Origin of the sequence: Streptosporangium sp. NPDC000563, assembly GCF_040299985.1 — a bacterium.
GTDB lineage: Bacteria > Actinomycetota > Actinomycetes > Streptosporangiales > Streptosporangiaceae > Streptosporangium.
Map to the genome: position 1 here is coordinate 155812 of NZ_JBEPDA010000015.1, position 17946 is coordinate 173757.

At 71.1% G+C, this 17946-nt stretch carries 15 protein-coding genes; 7 read left to right on the plus strand and 8 right to left on the minus strand.

Going from position 1 to position 17946, the window contains the following annotated elements; all coding sequences use genetic code 11:
* Positions 1–186 precede the first annotated feature (186 nt).
* From ABT352_RS28145 to ychF, 6 genes are all read right to left on the minus strand, one after another.
* Positions 187–2679 carry an ATP-binding protein gene (locus ABT352_RS28145; protein ID WP_350947952.1) on the minus strand — a complete coding sequence of 831 codons (2493 nt, stop codon included), beginning with the start codon at positions 2677–2679 and terminating at the stop codon, positions 187–189.
* The gene (locus ABT352_RS28150; RefSeq protein ID WP_350947953.1) at positions 2676–2813 is read right to left on the minus strand and encodes a hypothetical protein; all 138 of its coding nucleotides are present in this window, start codon (positions 2811–2813) and stop codon (positions 2676–2678) included. The genes ABT352_RS28145 and ABT352_RS28150 overlap by 4 nt, the downstream gene beginning before the upstream one ends.
* Before the next feature lie 23 nt (positions 2814–2836).
* The gene (locus ABT352_RS28155; protein ID WP_350947954.1) at positions 2837–5686 is read right to left on the minus strand and encodes a TcpE family conjugal transfer membrane protein; all 2850 of its coding nucleotides are present in this window, start codon (positions 5684–5686) and stop codon (positions 2837–2839) included.
* A 47-nt stretch (positions 5687–5733) separates the two neighbouring features.
* The gene (locus tag ABT352_RS28160) at positions 5734–6009 is read right to left on the minus strand and encodes a hypothetical protein (protein WP_037970213.1); all 276 of its coding nucleotides are present in this window, start codon (positions 6007–6009) and stop codon (positions 5734–5736) included.
* Positions 6010–6159: 150 nt separating this feature from the next.
* Positions 6160–7188 (minus strand): conjugal transfer protein, encoded by a 1029-nt coding sequence (locus ABT352_RS28165; RefSeq protein ID WP_350947955.1) that lies wholly within the window; start codon positions 7186–7188, stop codon positions 6160–6162.
* 415 nt (positions 7189–7603) lie between these two features.
* Complete coding sequence (gene ychF / locus ABT352_RS28170) at positions 7604–8692, minus strand: redox-regulated ATPase YchF (RefSeq protein ID WP_350947956.1); 1089 nt, start codon at positions 8690–8692, stop codon at positions 7604–7606.
* A 197-nt stretch (positions 8693–8889) separates the two neighbouring features.
* Here ychF and ABT352_RS28175 point away from each other — a divergent pair, with 197 nt between their 5' ends.
* Both ABT352_RS28175 and ABT352_RS28180 read left to right on the plus strand, forming a co-directional pair.
* Complete coding sequence (locus tag ABT352_RS28175; protein ID WP_350947985.1) at positions 8890–10194, plus strand: DNA recombination protein RmuC; 1305 nt, start codon at positions 8890–8892, stop codon at positions 10192–10194.
* Between the two features lie 138 nt (positions 10195–10332).
* Entirely contained in the window at positions 10333–10872 is a 540-nt protein-coding gene (locus tag ABT352_RS28180; RefSeq protein WP_350947957.1) for a DUF6542 domain-containing protein, read from the plus strand.
* A gap of 176 nt (positions 10873–11048) precedes the next feature.
* On the opposite strand, the gene ABT352_RS28185 is transcribed toward ABT352_RS28180, so the two are convergent.
* On the minus strand, positions 11049–12017 hold the full coding sequence (locus ABT352_RS28185) for a 4-hydroxy-3-methylbut-2-enyl diphosphate reductase (protein ID WP_350947958.1): 969 nt from the start codon (positions 12015–12017) through the stop codon (positions 11049–11051).
* A 112-nt stretch (positions 12018–12129) separates the two neighbouring features.
* On the opposite strand from ABT352_RS28185, the gene ABT352_RS28190 reads away from it, so the two are divergent.
* Together ABT352_RS28190 and xseA are read left to right on the plus strand one after the other, a co-directional pair.
* Positions 12130–13533, plus strand: coding sequence for a DUF8129 domain-containing protein (locus ABT352_RS28190; protein ID WP_350947959.1), 1404 nt, complete (start codon positions 12130–12132; stop codon positions 13531–13533).
* A 27-nt stretch (positions 13534–13560) separates the two neighbouring features.
* Positions 13561–14769 (plus strand): exodeoxyribonuclease VII large subunit, encoded by a 1209-nt coding sequence (xseA, locus tag ABT352_RS28195; protein ID WP_350947960.1) that lies wholly within the window; start codon positions 13561–13563, stop codon positions 14767–14769.
* Here xseA and ABT352_RS28200 read toward each other — a convergent pair.
* Complete coding sequence (locus ABT352_RS28200) at positions 14747–15217, minus strand: GNAT family N-acetyltransferase (RefSeq protein ID WP_350947961.1); 471 nt, start codon at positions 15215–15217, stop codon at positions 14747–14749. The genes xseA and ABT352_RS28200 overlap by 23 nt on opposite strands.
* A gap of 137 nt (positions 15218–15354) precedes the next feature.
* On the opposite strand from ABT352_RS28200, the gene ABT352_RS28205 reads away from it, so the two are divergent.
* From ABT352_RS28205 to ABT352_RS28215, 3 genes are all read left to right on the plus strand, one after another.
* Complete coding sequence (locus ABT352_RS28205) at positions 15355–15585, plus strand: exodeoxyribonuclease VII small subunit (protein WP_350947962.1); 231 nt, start codon at positions 15355–15357, stop codon at positions 15583–15585.
* Positions 15586–15769: 184 nt separating this feature from the next.
* The gene (locus tag ABT352_RS28210) at positions 15770–16471 is read left to right on the plus strand and encodes a response regulator transcription factor (RefSeq protein WP_350947963.1); all 702 of its coding nucleotides are present in this window, start codon (positions 15770–15772) and stop codon (positions 16469–16471) included.
* Positions 16468–17928 (plus strand): sensor histidine kinase, encoded by a 1461-nt coding sequence (locus tag ABT352_RS28215; RefSeq protein ID WP_350947964.1) that lies wholly within the window; start codon positions 16468–16470, stop codon positions 17926–17928. The genes ABT352_RS28210 and ABT352_RS28215 overlap by 4 nt, the downstream gene beginning before the upstream one ends.
* Positions 17929–17946: the final 18 nt, after the last annotated feature.

Here is a 17946-nt window from a genome sequence, read left to right on the forward strand (position 1 = left end):
GTCCCCTGTGGGAACCCGGGCGAGAGCCCGTTGTGCCTCGGGCCTCACGAAGCCCGCGGACCTCGCGAAGCCCGCGAATGCCACGGAGCCCTCGGAGCTCGCGGAAGCCACGGAGCCCTCGGAGACCCTTCGGCCCTCCGAGTGGCCGTCTCCCGCGAAAGCCCTCGAATCCCTTAAGGGAGCCTTTCATGACCGCACCTCCAGCGCCGCAGCCCCCGGCCTACCGACTCTGTCGCCCCCAGGAAGATCATGCACTTTCTCGTCGGGTTTGTCGTGGGTCGGATTCGTGTCGAGCCAACGCAGCAGCTCGTCCGAGATCAGGTCCACCCCGATACGGCCCGCGCGACCGTCCAGATCCCGGAAGACGCATTCGCCGTTACCGAGTGAGCGCAGCACCGCCTTGTGCTCCTCGGAGGGCTCGACCCCGAGCAGCGCCATCACGTGCTCCACCTCGACCCGCTCCGTGGAGCGGAAGGCGAAGACCGACGACAGGCAGTTCGTCACCTGCTCGCTCAACAGGTCGCCGGCGTTCTGCGAGACCAGGACCAGCGCCGTGTTGCGGGAGCGGCCCATCCGGCTGACCTCGGGCACCAGCTTGGCCCCCTCGGGCGTGGAGGTGATCGCCCACGCCTCGTCCAGGAAGATCGCCTTGGGCGTCCGCCGGTCCAGGCCGTTCATCAGACCCCGCGCGAACTGCGCGACGAGATAGAGCAGCGCCACCGACAGCCTCTGCTCGTAGGAGTAGTCGTCGCGGCCGGTGGAGGCGTCGGGCAGCGTCAGGCCGCCCAGGGTGAAGACCGTGGTCCAGCCCTCGGTGTCGATCTGGTCGCCCCCCGAGGGGTCGAAGCAGAGCCTGGCCAGATGCATGTCCGACATGGAGCGGAGCACCGCGCCCAGGTTCTTGGAGGCGGCGTCCTCGGTCTGCTCAAGGAAGTCGACGACCTTGCCCAGCGACGGGTCCTGGCCGTTGGAGACCGCGGCGACCGCCTGGATCATCGCCGACTCGCGTTCCTCCGACATGCGAGGCAGCAGCAGACGCAGGGTCTCGGTGGCCATCGTCTTCTTGGCCGCCAGGTCGTCACCGAACGAGAACGGGTCGAGCAGGCCGGGAGCCGCCGAGCCGAGCGGGATGATCCGCGCCTTCCTGCCCCGCTTCTGCAGCAGCTGCACCAGCGACTCGGCGTCGCCCTTGGGGTCGATCACCGCGACCGTCACCCCGCGCAACGCCATCTGGTAGATCATCAGCAGCGCGAGCGTGGTCTTGCCTCCACCGGGCTCGCCGGTGATGGCGATCGCCGTCGGCCGGTTGCGCGTCGCCGCGACCAGCGGGTCGAAGTGCACGATGCTGCGCGCCCTGCCCAGCGTCTCCCCGACGTACGGGCCCATCCAGCCGGAGCCGCCCTCGTCCGTCCGGTCGCCCAGGTCGACGGTGGCGGTGGCCATGCCGCCCGCGATGGTGCGCAGCGGCTGCCGCTGCGCGTAGGCGTTCACCCGGACCCGCTCTCCCGGCAGCGTCTCGCAGAACAGCGAGAACTGGTCGCCGGTGGAGTTGACGATGTCGATGCCCATGTCGCGGTAGTGCTCCACGACCGCCTCGACCCGCTGCACGCAGATCTCCTCGGTCGGGGCCGACACGATCAGACGGTGCCAGCCGTACACGAACGGCAGACGCTCCTTGGTGATGCCGTGCTCCAGCATCCTGGCCGCGTCGATCTGCTCGGCGAGCGCGAGCGGCGCCTCGGCGCCCGCCTCACGGATGTGGATGTCCATGTCACGGGCATGGGCGAGCTTGCGCGCGACGTCCTTGCTCGCCTTGACCGGCGGGATCAGCCGCATCCTCGAACTGATCTCCACCGGGAAGGGCAGCTGGTCGGCGAAGTGCATCCAGGGTTCGCCGTCGGGGAAGGGCATGAGGTCGGGGAAGCGGGCGAAGGACATGTGCGCGACGTAGGAGTCGCCCTGCGGCTGCTCGATCCGCAGCAGCGCCCTGCCGTTGTGGATCTGCCCCTCGACGAGGGACTCGATCTCCCCCTGCCCCCAGCGGCGCTTGGGACTCGCCGAGGCCGGGGGGTCGCCGAGGGAACCGGTCGTGGCGTGCTGGAACAGCCAGGCGAGCTCGACGGAGGTGGCGTGCCTGGCGTACAGCGCGCTCGCGGACAGCGCCCTGCCCAGCCGCTCCGCCTGCTCGGACCACTTGGCGATCTCCGCCTTGGGGACGTGGTCGTCCTCGATGCCCAGGGCCTTCTCACTGCGCTGGTAGAAACCGAAGAGCTGCGAGAGGACCCCGGTGCCCAGCTGCCGCCCGCGCGTGCCGAGCCGCACGCCGAGATAGACCTCCTTGGTCCAGAAGTCCTTGGCCCAGACGTGGCGATACATGTCCTCCAGGTAGTCGCGCCAGCCCGGCCCCTCGTCGGAGGTGGCGTTCAGCGCCATCGCCCACTCGGCGGCGGGGTAGGTGCGGTGCGCCACCCGCAGGTGGACCTCGGCGTCGGGCATGCGGATGGCGGCGAGCGCGATCGTGATGTTGGTGGCGAGCGCCTCCCGCTCCTCGGGGGTGATGAACTCGTAGCTCACGGTGGGAAGCCTGAAATAGGCCCAGACCGACGAGTCGGTCAGCAAAATCCGATCGTCGAAGTATCGGACGGCGAGGCGGCTGCGCGCCTGGGAGGCACGGCTCACGACCCCTCCTCCATCGCGCGCGTGGCCCTGGCTCCGCGGCCTCCGGACCCCTCGCCGATCCGGATCCCACGGCGTCCGCTCATCCGGACCCCGGCCTGCCCGCTCACCACCCGCACCTCGTCTCGCCCGCTCACCGCATCTCCTCGCGCCCGGGGGATCACTGGGCTAGTTCCTCCTCGCTGGGTCGACCCGCCTGAACCGTTCCGAAGCCCGCCACGACGACACCGGCCAGGGCGAGATACGCCCGGCGGCCCGGCGCCCGCAGGTGGGACGGTTCCACCCGATCGGCCCTGCCGGGGGCCAGGGCGTCCTCCCAGGGCACCCGGACGATCGCCCGGCACCTGCCCCGCGCGACCGCCTCCGCCTGCTCCACGTCGGCCATGCTGCGGCGGCTCACCCCGTTGACCACCATGACCGCCCGATGGCGAAGGTCGGAGCAACCGTGCCCGTCGAGCCACTCGTAGGTCATCGCCACCGCGTCCGGCCCGTCCTCGCTCGCCGGGACGACGAGGACGAGCTGGTCGGCGTAGGGGAGGACCCGCGCGGCCAGAGCCGCGGCCGGGTCCATCACGACGACCTTGTAGTGCCGGTCGAGCATGTCCATCGTCTGGCCGAGCCGCCGGTCGGAGAAGAGCGTCCGGTCGGACAGGCGTTGCTCGGCACCGGCGTCGCTGTCTCCGGCGAGGACCTCCAGCCCCGAGGCGCAGCGGCTGGTGTAGGCGCGCATGCCGAGATATCCCTGGACGCTGTCGAGCCCGGAGAGCAGGGAGGTCAGGGTCTCCGGCGACTCGCCCTGGATCCGGCTGGACAGGGCGTGGGAGCCGGTGCTGGCGTCGACCGCGAGAATCCGGTCCTCGCGGTAGCGGGCGAGGGTGTGGCCGAGCATGAGCGCGGTCGTGGTCTGCCCGGCGCCGCCGGTGCATCCCAGGACCACCACCCGGCGACTGCCGCTGAACACCGCCCTGGCCCGCGCCTCGTCGATCTCCGAGCCGTCCGTACGGCCACCGCCGGGTCCGATCACCACCTGGGCCAGCCGCCGCCAGCCGCCGGAGGAGTCACGGCCGACCACCGACTCGACCCGGCGGACCCTGGTCTCGGCCTCGCCACGTGCGGGACCGGTCACCGGTACCGCGGGGGCGACCGGATCCGCCGTGTCGGGCCCCGAGGGAACCGCGCGGATCGACATGCCGCCACCCTGGACGCCGGTGCCCGCCGGAGCGCCGGGACCCGCCTGCGCACTCGCGGGCCGCTCCGGCGGCCATGCCTTCGACGCCTTCGACGCCCTCGGTGCCTCCGCCGTCTCCGCCGCGCGCCCGATCGGCGTGGGCTGCCCCTTGCGGTGTTGACGCCGTGCGCTCTCCTCGTCCGATCCGTCCCGCTTGTCCTGCCCGCTCTGTCCGGTCTGCGGGAGTTCGGCCGCCTCGGCGCGGCGCCCGACCGGCGCCGGTCCGACGAACCTCGGTACGAAGGAGGGGGCGGCGGGCTCCGAGGGCCTCCTGACGGGGTCGGGCACGACGGCCGGCCTCTCGGCGGACACCGCACGGGCCGGGGCGGAGGTCTCCTCCCGTGGCGCCCTGGGTGCCGAGGGCTGCGGCACGGCCGGCGCCTCGCGTCGTTCCTCGGAGGGTTTCGAGGCGGGAGCGTCGGTCTCGAAGGACGCCGCGGGCGCGATCACCTCCGAGGGCGAGGGCGGCCCGGCGGGCGCGATCACCTCGGGGCGCTCGGCCGGCGCGTCGGGACGCTCGACCGGCGTGTTCGGTCGCTCGACCGGCGTGTTCGGTCGCTCGACCGGCGTGTTCGGTCGCTCGACCGGCGTGTTCGGTCGCTCGACCGGCGTGAAAGGCACGATCACCTCGGAGGGCGGCGTGACCGCCGCGGGAGGCGCGACCGGTATGGCCGGGGCGGAAGGTACGGCCGGTGGTGGGGGCACGACGGGCGAGGCGGGGGCCGCGGCGGCGCGCTCGGCCTCCGCGGAGGCCGCGAGCCTGCGCAGCCGCCGCAGCGCCTCGGTGCCGATCGGAGCGGGCGGAGCCGCGGACGCGCCGGACGCCGCCGGGGTCTCGTCCCTCGAATCGTCCGCGTTCCCCTCGGCCGCGGATCCGGCCGGCGGAGTGCGGTCGGCCCGCTCCTCGGAAGGTCCCCGGGAATGGTCCGCGGGCGGTCGCGAGGCGGGGCCGAGGATCGGCGTGCCCGGCGCGGACTCGACGGCCTCGGCCGCCTCGGCGAACGCGACGGGCTCGGGCACCGGAGTCACGACGGGCAGGGACGGCACCGACGACGCAGCGGGCCCGGGCGGCGCTGCGGGCCCGGGAAGAACGGCGGGGATCGCGGGGACGGCGACCGGGGGGGCCTCGACGGCCCAGGAGGTCTCGACGCCCCGGGAGGTCTCGGCGGCCGGGCCCTGACCGACGGCCGGGGTCTGGCCGACGCCCGCAGCCTGACCAAGGGCCGAGGTCTGGCCGAGGGCCGGGGCGACACCTTGGCGAAGCGCGTGAACCTCGGTCCTGGCGACGGGCGCGGTGGCGGCGGCCGCCGCGGCCGCGGCCACGGCGGGACGCACCTCGCGGCGGGCGGCGGCGCGCTTGGCCTGGGCGTGCCGGGCCTTGCGCGACGCCTTGACCCTGACGGCCGTGTACTGCGGCGCGGCCCGCCAGATCCGGCCGGTCAGCGTGACCTCGGCGGGTTCGGAGAGGGGGGCCATCCTGCACCAGGTGCGCGGCTCTCCCACGTAGCGCACCTGCGACTGGAGCAGCTCGGTGAGCCTCTTGCTCTCGATCACCGGCCGGGTGGAGAGCCAGGTGACGACACCGGGGGGCACCAGATAGAGCACGTGCCAGGGAGCGGCGAAGGGCAGACCGAGAAGGTAGAGCAGCAGCGACCACGGGGCCAGCACTCCCACGAACCCACCGATCCAGACGATCGGGAGCGGCATCGGCAGCCGTAGGTCGTACAGCTTGTAGAGCCGCTTCTCGATCCTCCAGATATTGGTGTACGTGGGCAGATCCACGTGATCCTCCTCTCCGCCTCTCCTTGTTTGACCGTTCGAACCCGGTCTCAACCCCCCGAGATGCCCAGCGCGCCCGCGATCGCCTTGGCAGTCACCTCGATGATGTTCGGAACGTAGAAGATCACTCCGATCGCGATCGCCAGAATGATGAACTGGACGAATCTGGTGATCTCACGGGTGAAGAGGAAGAAGAGGGCCACCACCGAGACGATGACCAGGAAGAGCGGCGCGAAGAAGCTGCGGAGGAAGTCGGCGAGACCCTCGGTGTTGACGCCCGCCGGAGGTGCTGTGGGCTGAGCGAACTCCATGGCGCTCAGCAGCATGGTCTTGAGAATCACTTCTTGTCCTCCGTACTCACGATCGTGCCCGCCAAGCGGCTAAGAGTCCTCGGCGCGTGTGCGCCGGGACCCGGACCGACGGCTCATCGATCAGGGGGGGTCTGCTCACCGTGGATCGGCACCATTCGATCATGCTTACCCCGCCACAGATCGGTATGCGCCGCGGATGTCCTTGACGAACCACTTGTCGCCCTGCTCGACCATGGTGAGCAAGTAGGACTGCTCCAGCTTGCCTCCCATTTGGCCGGGATCGGCGGGCTCGGGGTCGGTGGACGGGGCCGCCTTCGACGGCACGCCCCACGTGACCGTCGCGGTCACCTCGCGGGTCGCCCCCCCGCCGACGGGCACGGAGAGGTCCTTGAGCTGCAGGAAGGTGAACGCCCCCCCGAACCCCTGCAGGGTGACCCCGGCGTCGGCGTACTGCTGCAGCGAGGTGGTGTCACCGGCGTAGGCCTTGAAGAAGTCTTCCAGCGTGGTGCGCAGCTCCTGCTCCACGGCGCGGTCACGCTCGGGTGCGGCCTTGGGCGGCAGGGCGGCGGCCCTCGGGGCGGGCAGGATGGCCGGACGGCCGGCGACGACGAACCTCTCCGCGGCCCGGTCGCGGTAGACGGGCACGGACAGGAGCTGGCGGCGGTCCTCCGACTGGTAGGCCACGGTGACGACGGCGTTGTCGGCGTCGACGACCTCGATCCCGTACGGTTGCACCGCTCCAGCGACCATCCTGCCGAAACCGTCCCAGCCGAACTGTCCTTCGACGCCCTCCGGCAGGTAGGGGGCGAGCCTCGACTCCCTCTCCGCGAGGCGGGCCCCGTCGAAGTTCAGATAGACCCCGGCGAACTGGGCCGCGAAGGCGGAGGCCTGGACCGTGGGGAACCCGTTTCCCTCGACGGGCGCCGCGCCCACGGGTGCGTTCTGCTGGGTGAAGCGCTCGAAGGGGGCGCGGACCCCGTTCACGACGATGACGACGATCAGCGCCCAGAGCACGGCGCGGCCGGTCCACACCAGCCAGCGGCCGCCTCCACCGGACCAGCGTCCGCGCGGCACGCCCCGCCCGCGCGCCGGAGCGCGGTCGAGATCGGGATCGTCGGGGAAGTCCGGATATGACGACAGCTCAGGGTCGCCAGCGATCCGGGGATCACGCTGGACTGTCGACCTTCGAGCCATCACGCCTCCGCTCGCGTCAATCCTCGGCCGGTGCGGTGTCGTATTGTTGACGATCCCGTTGGCCATGGTGACGCACTTACTCTAGCCGCCCCGCCGATTCTTCCAGGAAAGCCACGCCTATGCTGCAGGCATCATGATGACTGAGCAAACCGGGTCTGGAACCTCGACGAGGGCGCCGATGCGGCCTATGGTCGGGGAAAAGCGCATTCCCCCTGGCCAGCGCGTGGGGTGATTACTCAAACGCCACCCATTGCTAACCGGACAGCCCCCTGACTGTCGCGACCTGCGCATTTAACACGAAATACGTCACCTGGGGTCACAACCTCTCGAAATACACCTCCGCACCACCCGCTGCCCTCGCGAGAAGACCCCGCCCACCCCGAGACGGACGGCGAGCCGCGAAGACGACGTTCGGTCAGACGTTGAAGCGGAACTCCACCACGTCGCCGTCGCGCATGACGTAGTCCTTGCCCTCGATGCGGGCCTTGCCCGCCTGGCGGGCGGCGGCGATGGAACCGGTCTCCACGAGCTCGTCGAAGGAGACGATCTCCGCCTTGATGAAACCGCGCTGGAAGTCGGTGTGGATCACCCCGGCAGCCTCGGGGGCGGTGGCGCCCTTGCGGATCGTCCAGGCCCTGGTCTCCTTGGGACCCGCGGTCAGGTAGGTCTGCAGGCCCAGGGTCTCGAAGCCCACCCTGGCGAGCTGGGTGAGGCCCGACTCCTCCTGGCCGACGGACTGCAGGAGCTCCAGCGCCTCGGCGTCGTCGAGCTCGACGAGCTCGGACTCGATCTTCGCGTCGAGGAAGACGGCCTCGGCCGGTGCGACGAGCGCCGACAGCTGCGCCCTGAGCTTCTCGTCCACCAGCTCGTCGGCGTCGAGGTTGAAGACGTACAGGAACGGCTTGGCCGTGAGCAGGTGCAGCTCGCGCAGGTCCTTGGGGTCGATGCCCGCGCCCTTGGCCCCGGCGTACAGGGTGGTGCCACCGTCGAGGAGCTTGAACGCCGCCTCCGCCGCCTCCAGCGCGGCCTTGCGGTCCTTGTTGGTCCTGGACTCCTTCTGGAGGCGGGGAATCGCCTTCTCCAGGGTCTGCAGGTCGGCGAGGATCAGCTCGGTGTTGATCGTCTCGATGTCGCGCCCGGGGGCGACGCCGCCGTCCACGTGGGTCACGTCGGGGTCGTTGAAGACCCGGATGACCTGGCAGATCGCGTCGGTCTCACGAATGTTGGCGAGGAACTGGTTGCCTCGCCCCTGTCCCTCGGAGGCGCCGCGGACCAGGCCGGCGATGTCGACGAACTCGACCTTCGCCGGCAGGATCTTCGCCGACCCGAAGATCTCGGCCAGCTTTTCAAGACGCGGGTCGGGAACGCCGACGATGCCCACGTTGGGCTCGATGGTGGCGAACGGATAGTTCGCCGCCAGGGCGTTGGCGGTCTTCGTCAGCGCGTTGAAAAGCGTTGACTTGCCGACGTTGGGCAATCCGACGATGCCGATGCTCAGGCTCACGTGAGCCGAGTTTACGCGGAATGACCCACTGCTACCCGCCACGGGCAGGTCACAGGTACGAATCACGGGACGCTCGCGGGTCACTCACGGGACGCTCGCGGCACGCTCATGGGGCGCGAACCGAGCCGTTCCGGGCCGGGGAGCGTGTCGGAACCGCCGGAAGCGGCCGAGCCTGGAATCATGCCGGGGTGGATGTCATGGCTCTCTCCTTCCAGCTCGCGGTGGGCCTCGCCGCGGGACTCGCGATCGGCTTCCTGCTGGGCCGGGCGCGTTCCTCCTCGGGAGCCGCCGACGTCATGGCCCGCCTCGCCGACGCCGAGGCCCGCGCGAAGATCGCCGAGGAGAAGGTCGTCTACATCGAGGAACAGCTCTCCGAACGGTTCCAGGCCCTGTCGAGCCGGGCGCTGGACGTCAACAACCTGCGGTTCCTGGAGCTGGCGGAGACGAGGCTCGCCGCCAGCCGGGCCGAGGCCGCCGGGGAGCTGGAGCAGCGCAAGCAGGCCGTCGAGCACCTGATCGAGCCGCTGAAGGACACCCTGGCCCGCGTCGAGACGCAGCTGCGCGACACCCAGGCGGGCCAGCGGGCCGCCCACGCCGAGCTGGCCAAGCACATCGACATCGTCCGCGAGAGCAACGAGCAGCTCCGCGCCCAGACGAACTCGCTGGTACGGGCCCTGCAGCGGCCCGAGGCGAGGGGCAGGTGGGGCGAGCTCCAGCTCCGCAGGGTCGCCGAGATCGCCGGCATGCAGCGGTTCTGCGACTTCGACGAGCAGGTGAGCGTCACCACGCCGGACGGCGTCCTGCGACCCGACATGATCGTGCGGCTCGCCGGCGGCAAGAACATCGTGATCGACTCCAAGGTCTCGCTCTCCGCCTACCTGGAGGCCGCCGAGTCGGCCGACCCCGACCATCGGTCGGCCCGGCTCGACGCCCACACCCGGCACGTGCGCGACCACGTCGACCGGCTGGCCTCGAAGCCCTACTGGCAGGCGTTCAGTCCGGCGCCGGAGTTCATGGTGCTGTTCATTCCCGGCGAGGCGTTCCTCGCCCCCGCGCTGGAACGCGACCCCGCCCTGCTGGAGTACGCCATGCGACGGCGGGTCCACATCGCCACGCCGACCACGCTCATCACCATGCTCCGCACCGCGCAGTACGCCTGGCAGCAGGCCGCGCTCGGCGAGAACGCACGGGCGATCTTCGAGGTCGGCAAGGAGCTGTACGAGCGGCTGGGCAGCATGGGGCGCAACGTCGACGCCCTGGGCCGCTCGCTGAGCCGGGCCGTGGAGTCGTACAACAGGACGGTCGGCTCGCTGGAGACCCGGGTGCTGGTGAGCGCCCGCAAGCTGAACGACCTGGGGCTGGTCGAGAGCGACCTGGACACGCCGCAGGCGGTCGAGGACCTGCCGCGCGCCCTGACCTCACCCGAACTCCTGGCGCGAGAGGAGCCAAGCCCGCCTCTCGTATCCCGCCTGAACGGTAGGTTGACCAACGACCTGCCCTGAAACTGTTCCCTCGGGGGCTCCTGCGGCCGGACACTGGAGATAGCGAGGGCGACGGCGCCGGGGGGCCGCGGTGGTCAAGGTCAGGGGGCGAGTGGTGGACGAGCGAGGCGGCGTGCAGCCGGTCGGCGGGGTGATCGCATGAGTGAGCTTGACCGGGCCTCGGGCATCCGGCTGACCGTTCGGGGCGCACTGGCCTTCGTGCTGGCGTCCACGCTGGTGGGCGGCGTGCTGCAGGCGCTGACCGGGGTGGCGGCGCTGACCGGGGCGACGTTCGTCGCCGGTTGCGTCGCCGCCGCGTCGCTGGTGAACCGCAGGGACCTGCTGTCGCTGGTGGTGTCCCCGCCCCTGCTCTTCTTCGTGACCACCGCGTTCGTCGAGGCGATCCGATCCCTGTTCGCGTCCACGCCCGTGCAGGCCTTCGGCCTGGGCATGTACACCGCGCTGTCGCAGGGGGCCCCGTGGCTGTTCGGCGGTTCGTTCCTGGTGCTGGTCATCGCCTGGCGCCGGGGGCTGACCCGCTGCGTCCGAGAGCTGCGCGAGGAGCTCAGGGCCTCCAAGGCCTCGGTGCCCCGCCCCAGGAGCGGCGACGGCGGCGACGGCGACGGCAGGGCCTTCGCCCCCGAGCCCGAGGGATACTTCGAGCCCAGGGTGTACGGCACCCCCCGCGAGGGGCAGTAGCGGCCGGGCGCGGGGTTTCGTCCGTGACGGGATCTCCCGGATCGCGGAGAAAGCCGCCGGGCCAGGGCCGCACATGAAAGATCGGCCGGCCGGAGCGTGACAGGGGTCCTCGTGCGAGAGCGCGAAGCGCACGCTCTCGCCGAGGGACTTCGACCCCGTGGGCGGACGACCCGACGTCAGACCGTGGCGCGCAGGTCCCTGCGCAGCTCATGCGGGAGGGCGAAGCGCACGCTCTCGCGGACGGACTCGACCTCCTCCACGTCCCCGAACCCGTTTCGGGCGAGACGGGCCAGGACCTCGGCGACGAGCTCCTCGGGCACCGAGGCACCACTCGACACGCCGACCGTGGTGACGCCGTCGAACCAGGCGTCGTCGATGAGCGAGGCGTCGTCGACCAGATAGGAGGCGTCGGCCCCGTGGTCGAGGGCGACCTCGACGAGCCGCTTGGAGTTGGAGGAGTTCTCGGAGCCGACGACGATGACCAGCTGGGCCTGGGCGGCGATCTCCTTGACCGCGACCTGGCGGTTCTGGGTGGCGTAGCAGATGTCGTCGCTCGGAGGGTCGATCAGGTTGGGGAAGCGCTCCTTGAGCCGGGAGACCGTCTCGGTCGTCTCGTCCACCGACAGCGTGGTCTGCGACAGCCAGACCAGCCGATCGGGATCCTTGACCTGCAGGGTGTCGACCGAGTGCAGGCCGTCGACGAGCTGGACGTGGTCGGGCGCCTCGCCCGCGGTGCCCTCGACCTCCTCGTGGCCCTCGTGACCGATGAGGAGGATGTCGTAGTCCTGGGAGGCGAAACGCTTGGCCTCGTTGTGCACCTTGGTCACCAGGGGGCAGGTGGCGTCGATCGTCTTGAGGCTGCGGTCCGCGGCCTCCTGATGGACCGCGGGAGAGACGCCGTGGGCGGAGAAGACGACGATCGCGCCCTCGGGCACCTGCTCGGTCTCCTCGACGAAGATCGCCCCGCGCTGCTCCAGCGTCTTGACCACGTGGGTGTTGTGGACGATCTGCTTACGTACGTAGATCGGGGCGCCGTACTGCTCCAGCGCCTTCTCCACGGCCTGGACCGCACGATCGACCCCCGCGCAGTAACCACGGGGCTTCGCCACTAGTACGCGTCGGGTCGCGGGGGTGTCTGAAGTCATGCTCATATGCTACGTGGACACGCCCGCGAGACTGCCCATACGTCCCACAAGCTCATGCGGCACAAGTCTTGTCACACTAGCCTTCTCGATACAGACCTCCCAGGGAGACGATATGTCAGTCCCCGACATGATTCGCAATGTCACACAAAAGGCAAAAGACCTGCCGCTGCACATGCTGCAGAGCGCACTGAGCGGGGTCGGCCAGGCCCTGCTCCTCGGCGACCGCGTCCGGACCAGGTTCAAGGGAACCTCGGGCCAGGGCGAGACCGCCGAGGAACCCACCGGGACGATCGGCGACCAGCCGGCGAAGAGCGGCGAGGAGAGCACGGAGCAGGCGGGGAAGCCCACCCGTCGCGAGCCCGTCATCTTCGCGCCGCGTCCGGAGAAGGCCGCGAGCGCTCCCTCCGGCGAGCGCAACGGGACGAAGACCACCCCCGACCCCGTCATCTTCAGCCCCACCAAGCCCGACACCGCGACGCCCGCCTCGCCCGAGGTCAAGGTCCCCGAGGTCCCCGAGGTCCCCGAGGTCAGGGCAGAGGCCGGCGACGCCCCGGAGGCCAAGGCTCCCGAGGCCGTCGACACCCCTGCCGCCGCCGGAACCACCGAGGCCCCCGCCTCGACTCCGGAGCCTGAGAGCACCCCGGCTCCGCAGTCCGAGAGCACCCCGGCTCCGGAGCCTGAGGCCGCCCCGGCGAAGCCCGCCGAGGTCGTCGCCACGGAGCCCTCGGACACCGCCGAGGTGAAGGCCACGGAAGCACCGGCCGCCCCGGAAGTCTCGGCGTCCCCGGCCGTCGCCGAGACTCCCAAGGCCGCCAAGACCTCCAAGACCTCGGCTCCCAAGACCGCCAAGGCACCCAAGACCCCCGAGGCCCCCGAGGTCAAGGGCGCGGAGACTCCGGCGGCGGAGGCGGACGCGGTCACCGAGACCCCCGCCAGGAAGCCCAGGGCCACCCGGGCCAAGGCCGCCGACGCCCCAGCCGCCGAAGCCGCAACCGCAGCCCCCGAGGCCGTCGAGGCCACCGCCCCGAAGGCCAGGACGACCAGGACGACCAGGACCCGCAAGACGACCGCCAAGGCCGCCCCTGCGGACACCGTGGCCGAGCGCGCCGAGAGCGGCACCCTGACGAGCGCCACGACTTCCGCGGCCGAGGCGGAGGCCCCCGCGGTGGTGAAGGTCGAGGTGACCGAGGTCGACACCGCGAAGCCCGAGACCGCGGACGCCGCGGTGGTCGAGGTGACCGGGACCAGGGTCGCGGCACCCGAGGCCGCCGACGCGGCCGGCCCCTCCCCGAGGACGACGACCACGGCGGCGGAGTCCTCCTCGGAAACCGCCACGCCCGCCGAGCCTCTTCCCGGCTACGCGGAACTGACGGTCGCGTCCCTGCGTGCGCGGATGCGCGGCAGGACCTCCGAGCAGATCCGGGAGCTGCTCGCCTACGAGCGGGCCACCGCGGACCGCGAGGTCGTCGTGCGGATGTACGAGAACCGCCTGGCCAAGCTGGCGGCCGCGGAATAGTCGCCTCCGGCGCGTAGGCTCCCGGCCATGAGCTCGAACACCACCCCTGAGCAGCCCCTACCGGTTCGCACGGTGTTGCAGATGGTCGGCGGCTGGATCGGCAAGCTCGGCACCGTCTGGGTCGAGGGGCAGATCACCGAGCTGACCGCCCGCGGCGGCACGGTGTTCCTGACGTTGCGCGACCCGGTGGCCAACGTGTCGGCCCGGATCACCTGCCCGCGCGGTGTCTACGAGGCGACCGTCCCCCGGCCGGTCGACGGCGCGAGGATCGTGGCCCACCTGAAGCCCGACTTCTGGGTCAACAAGGGCTCGTTCGCGTTCACCGCGCTGGAGATGCGGCCGGTCGGGGTGGGTGAGCTGCTGGCGCGGCTTGAGCGGCTGCGCCGGCTGCTCGCCTCGGAGGGGCTTTTCGGCGTCGACAGGAAGCGGCGGCTGCCGTTCCTGCCGGGCACGGTCGGGCTGATCTGCGGCCGCGACTCGGCCGCCGAGCGCGACGTGCTGGAAAACTCCCGGCGCCGCTGGCCCGCCGTGCGGTTCAAGGTCGAGCCGGTGGCCGTGCAGGGGCCGTACGCGGTCGGTGAGGTCGTCGAGGCGCTGCGCAAGTTCGACGCCGACGCCGAGGTCGACGTCATCGTGGTCGCGCGGGGCGGCGGGTCGATGGAGGACCTGCTGCCCTTCTCCGACGAGGCCCTCGTGCGGGCGGTGGCGGCCTGCCGTACGCCCGTGGTGAGCGCGATCGGCCACGAGCAGGACAATCCGCTGCTCGACCTGGTCGCCGACGTGCGCGCGTCCACCCCGACGGACGCCGCGAAGAAGGTCGTGCCGGACGTCGGCGAGCAGATGACGCTGATCCGCCAGCTCCGCGACCGGGGTCGCAGGGTGGCGGGCGGCTGGCTCGACCGCGAGACGGCCTGGCTCGCGGCGGCCCGCTCCCGCCCCTCTCTCGCCGACCCGGTGCGCGAGGTCGAACGCAGGGCCGAGCAGGCCGAGCAGCTCAGGGATCGGGCGAGGCGGTCCCTCACCGCCTCCCTGGACCGTGCCTCCGACTCGCTGGAGCACCTGCGTGCCCGCCTGGTCTCGCTGTCTCCCGCCGCCACGCTGGAACGCGGTTACGCGATCGTGCAGCGCCCCTCGGGCGAGGTCGTACGGCTCGCGAGCGAGGTCTCCCCCGGTGACGAGCTCACGGTGCGCTTCCCCGACGACCGGGTCCGGGTCAGGAGCGATCCCGCCAGGTGAGCGAGGGGTAGCCGTCGTCGACGAAGCCGAGCTGCCGGTAGAGGGGCTCGGCGTCGGAGGTCGCGTGCAGGTCGACCCTGCGGACCCCGCTGTCGCGGTACCACTCCAGGAGGGCTCCCATGATCGCCCGGCCGTGCCCCCTGCGCCGGTGGCGGGGATCGGTGGTCATGCCCTGGACGTAGCCGTAGCGGCCGTCGGGAAGGCTGGGGCCGGGAAAGCGGTCGAAGATGAGGCCGATCCCGCAGGCCGCCAGCCCCCTGTCGGGGGAGTCCACCACGTAGACGGCGGTGTCGGAGCTGCCCAGCCGCTCCCGGAGGCTCTCGGCGTAGGCGTGCTGCCACTCCTCCTCGATGGGGAGGTGGCCGTCCATCGCCATCCGGTCGGCCAGGATCTCACGGAGGCGCACCAGCTCGGGAATGTCGCCGACGGCCGCGTCACGAACGTTCACCTCGGCATTCTTCCAGCCGTACGGCACCGGCGAGGCGGGAGGGGAGCCCGCCGGCGCCGGTCGGCCCTCGCGGGCCGGCGTTGACTCCCGGCACGGCACGGCGTCACCGGATGGGCGCGACGATCTAAGGTGGGTTCGTGGCCGATGAGAAGAGACCGTCGTACGAGCAGGCGCGCGAGGAGCTGACCGAGGTGGTCCGCAGTCTCGAGGCGGGCGGGCTCACCCTGGAACAGTCGATCGAGCTCTGGGAGCGCGGCGAGAAGCTGGCCGCGATCTGCGAGGAGTGGCTCCAGGGCGCCCGGGTGAGGCTCGCGGCCGCGATGGCCCAGCGTCGGCAACCCGACCCGGCCGGGGAGACGCCCTTCTGAGTCCCCTCGGCGACCGGCTGACGTCGGAGCGGGCGTTTCCAACGGCATCACCGCCCACGATCATCGATCGTTTTGGAATCACGTCGCCGCCCTGCTCCGGATGTCCGCGCCGTTGGACAGAGCCATCCCTACTCGACCGGCCGTTCCCAATCTTTCTCTCATAGAGAGCGAGTAGAACGATGCGGTGAACGAACAACCCGTCGCGAAGGTGCTGGTCGTCGACGACGAACCGAACATTCGCGAACTGCTGTCCGAGGCCCTGGAACTGAACGGCTTCGCCGTACGGACCGTCGCGGACGGCCGCGAGGCACTGGAGGCGGTGGCCCGAGAGCGGCCCGACATCGTCGTGCTGGACGTGATGATGCCCGGCCTGGATGGGTTCACGGTCGCGCGCAGGCTCCACGAGGCCGGTGACAGCCCCATGCTGCTCTTTCTGACCGCCAAGGACGCGGTGTCCGACCGGATCGCGGGGCTGACCGCCGGTGGTGACGACTATGTGACCAAACCTTTCAGTCTGGAGGAGGTGCTCCTGCGGCTGCGGGCGATCATGCGCAGGGCGCGGCCCGCGCAGGAGCAGGTCGACGACGGCGTGCTGCGCTACGCCGACCTGGAACTCGACGAGCAGGCACACACCGTACGGCGGGCGGGCCGGGCGATCCACCTGTCTCCGACGGAGTTCAGCCTGCTGCGCTACCTGATGATCAACGCCGAGCGGGTGGTCAGCAAGGCGCAGATCCTCGATCGCGTGTGGGACCACGCCTTCGACGGCGAAAGCAGGATCGTGGAGTCCTACATCAGTTACCTGCGGCGGAAGATCGACGCTGACGGCCCGCCGCTGATCCACACGTTGCGTGGCGTCGGCTACCGGTTGCAGAGGTTCTCGTGAGACGGACCTGGCCCCTGCGGCATCGACTGCTGGCCGCGCTGCTCGGTCTGTGCGCGGCCGGGCTGACGGTGTTCGCCACCGCGAGCGTACTGCTGCTGGAGCGTTCGCTGTTGTCCAGGGTGGACGCCCAGCTGACCGAGACGGCTGTCACCTTCGGCCGGCGCCCGCTCCTGCCTCCGCCCCCACCCCCGGCGGACAGGGGGCAGCCCGTTCAGATCCCCACACAGTTCAAGATCGCCTTTTACTCCCCTTCGGGGACTCTGCTGCGCAGCCTGCCCGCGGAGAACGGCGACGGACCGATCGTCCCCGCCGCGGCGATAGCCACCGTCCCGCGAGGCCCCATCACCGTGCCCGCCACGGGGACGGGTGAGTGGCGACTGCTGGTGAGGAGCCTGCCCGACGGCACCAGGCTGACCGTGTCGATGTCGCTGGAGCCCAACCGGGCGACCGTGCACCAGATCCTGGTCATCGAGGCGGTGGCGGGCAGCCTGGTGTTACTGCTGCTCGGCACGCTCGCCTTCGCCGTGGTGCGGCTGGGCCTGCGACCGCTGACCCGCATGGAGCAGACCGCCGAGGCCATCGCAGGCGGAGACATCCACCGCAGGGTCGGCGACACCGACCCCGACACCGAGACAGGCCGTCTCGGTGGCGCGCTGAACACCATGCTGGAGCGCCTGGCCACCGCACTCAACGAGTCCGAGCGCTCCGAACGGCGATTGCGGCACTTCGTCGCCGACGCCTCGCACGAACTGCGTACCCCGCTCACCTCCATCAGGGGCTTCGCCGAGCTCTACCATCACGGCCAGGACGCCGGGGATCCGGTGACCGAGCGGCTGCTGCGCAGAATCGAGGCCGAGGCCGAGCGCATGGGCGTCCTGGTGGAGGACATGCTGCTGCTGGCCAGGCTGGACCAGGAGCCCGCGCTGGAGCCCAGCGTCGTGGACCTGCACGTGCTGGCCGGAGACGTGGTGCACGCCGCTCGCGCTCGCGATCGCGAACGGCCGATCCAACTGATCATCTCCGACGGGCCGGTCTTCGTGCGCGGTGACGAGCGCCGCCTGCATCAGGTCATCGCCAATCTGGTCGGCAACGCCATCCAGCACACCTCTTCCGGCACCGGGATCAGCCTCACCGTCGCTCCGCGAGCGGTTGCCGGGGTTCTCACCCCCGGTGTCGTGCACGCCGGTACCGGTCCCGCCCCCCACCGCGGAGCCGCACTACTCGAAGTGCGAGACGAGGGGCAGGGCATCGCCCCCGAGCACCTGCCATACCTGTTCGACCGCTTCTACCGTGCCGATCCGGACCGCTCCCGCGACAGCGGCGGGACAGGGCTGGGCCTGGCCATAACCGCCGCGCTCGTGCAGGCGCACGACGGCCGGATCGAGGTGACCAGCACACCTGGCCGCGGCACCACCTTCCGCGTGCTTCTCCCGCTGGAGCAGCCCCAGGACAGCTGAACGTCCACAGGCGGTTCA

Bases quoted from the DNA above. Each gene is read 5' to 3' on its own strand.
- ABT352_RS28175 (WP_350947985.1), top strand. From the start codon at position 8,890: ATGGCTCTCTCCTTCCAGCTCGCGGTGGGCCTCGCCGCGGGACTCGCG.
- ABT352_RS28185 (WP_350947958.1), bottom strand. From the start codon at position 12,017: ATGACTTCAGACACCCCCGCGACCCGACGCGTACTAGTGGCGAAGCCC.
- ABT352_RS28165 (WP_350947955.1), bottom strand. From the start codon at position 7,188: ATGGCTCGAAGGTCGACAGTCCAGCGTGATCCCCGGATCGCTGGCGAC.
- xseA (WP_350947960.1), top strand. From the start codon at position 13,561: ATGAGCTCGAACACCACCCCTGAGCAGCCCCTACCGGTTCGCACGGTG.
- ABT352_RS28190 (WP_350947959.1), top strand. From the start codon at position 12,130: ATGTCAGTCCCCGACATGATTCGCAATGTCACACAAAAGGCAAAAGAC.
- ABT352_RS28180 (WP_350947957.1), top strand. From the start codon at position 10,333: ATGAGTGAGCTTGACCGGGCCTCGGGCATCCGGCTGACCGTTCGGGGC.
- ABT352_RS28160 (WP_037970213.1), bottom strand. From the start codon at position 6,009: ATGCTGCTGAGCGCCATGGAGTTCGCTCAGCCCACAGCACCTCCGGCG.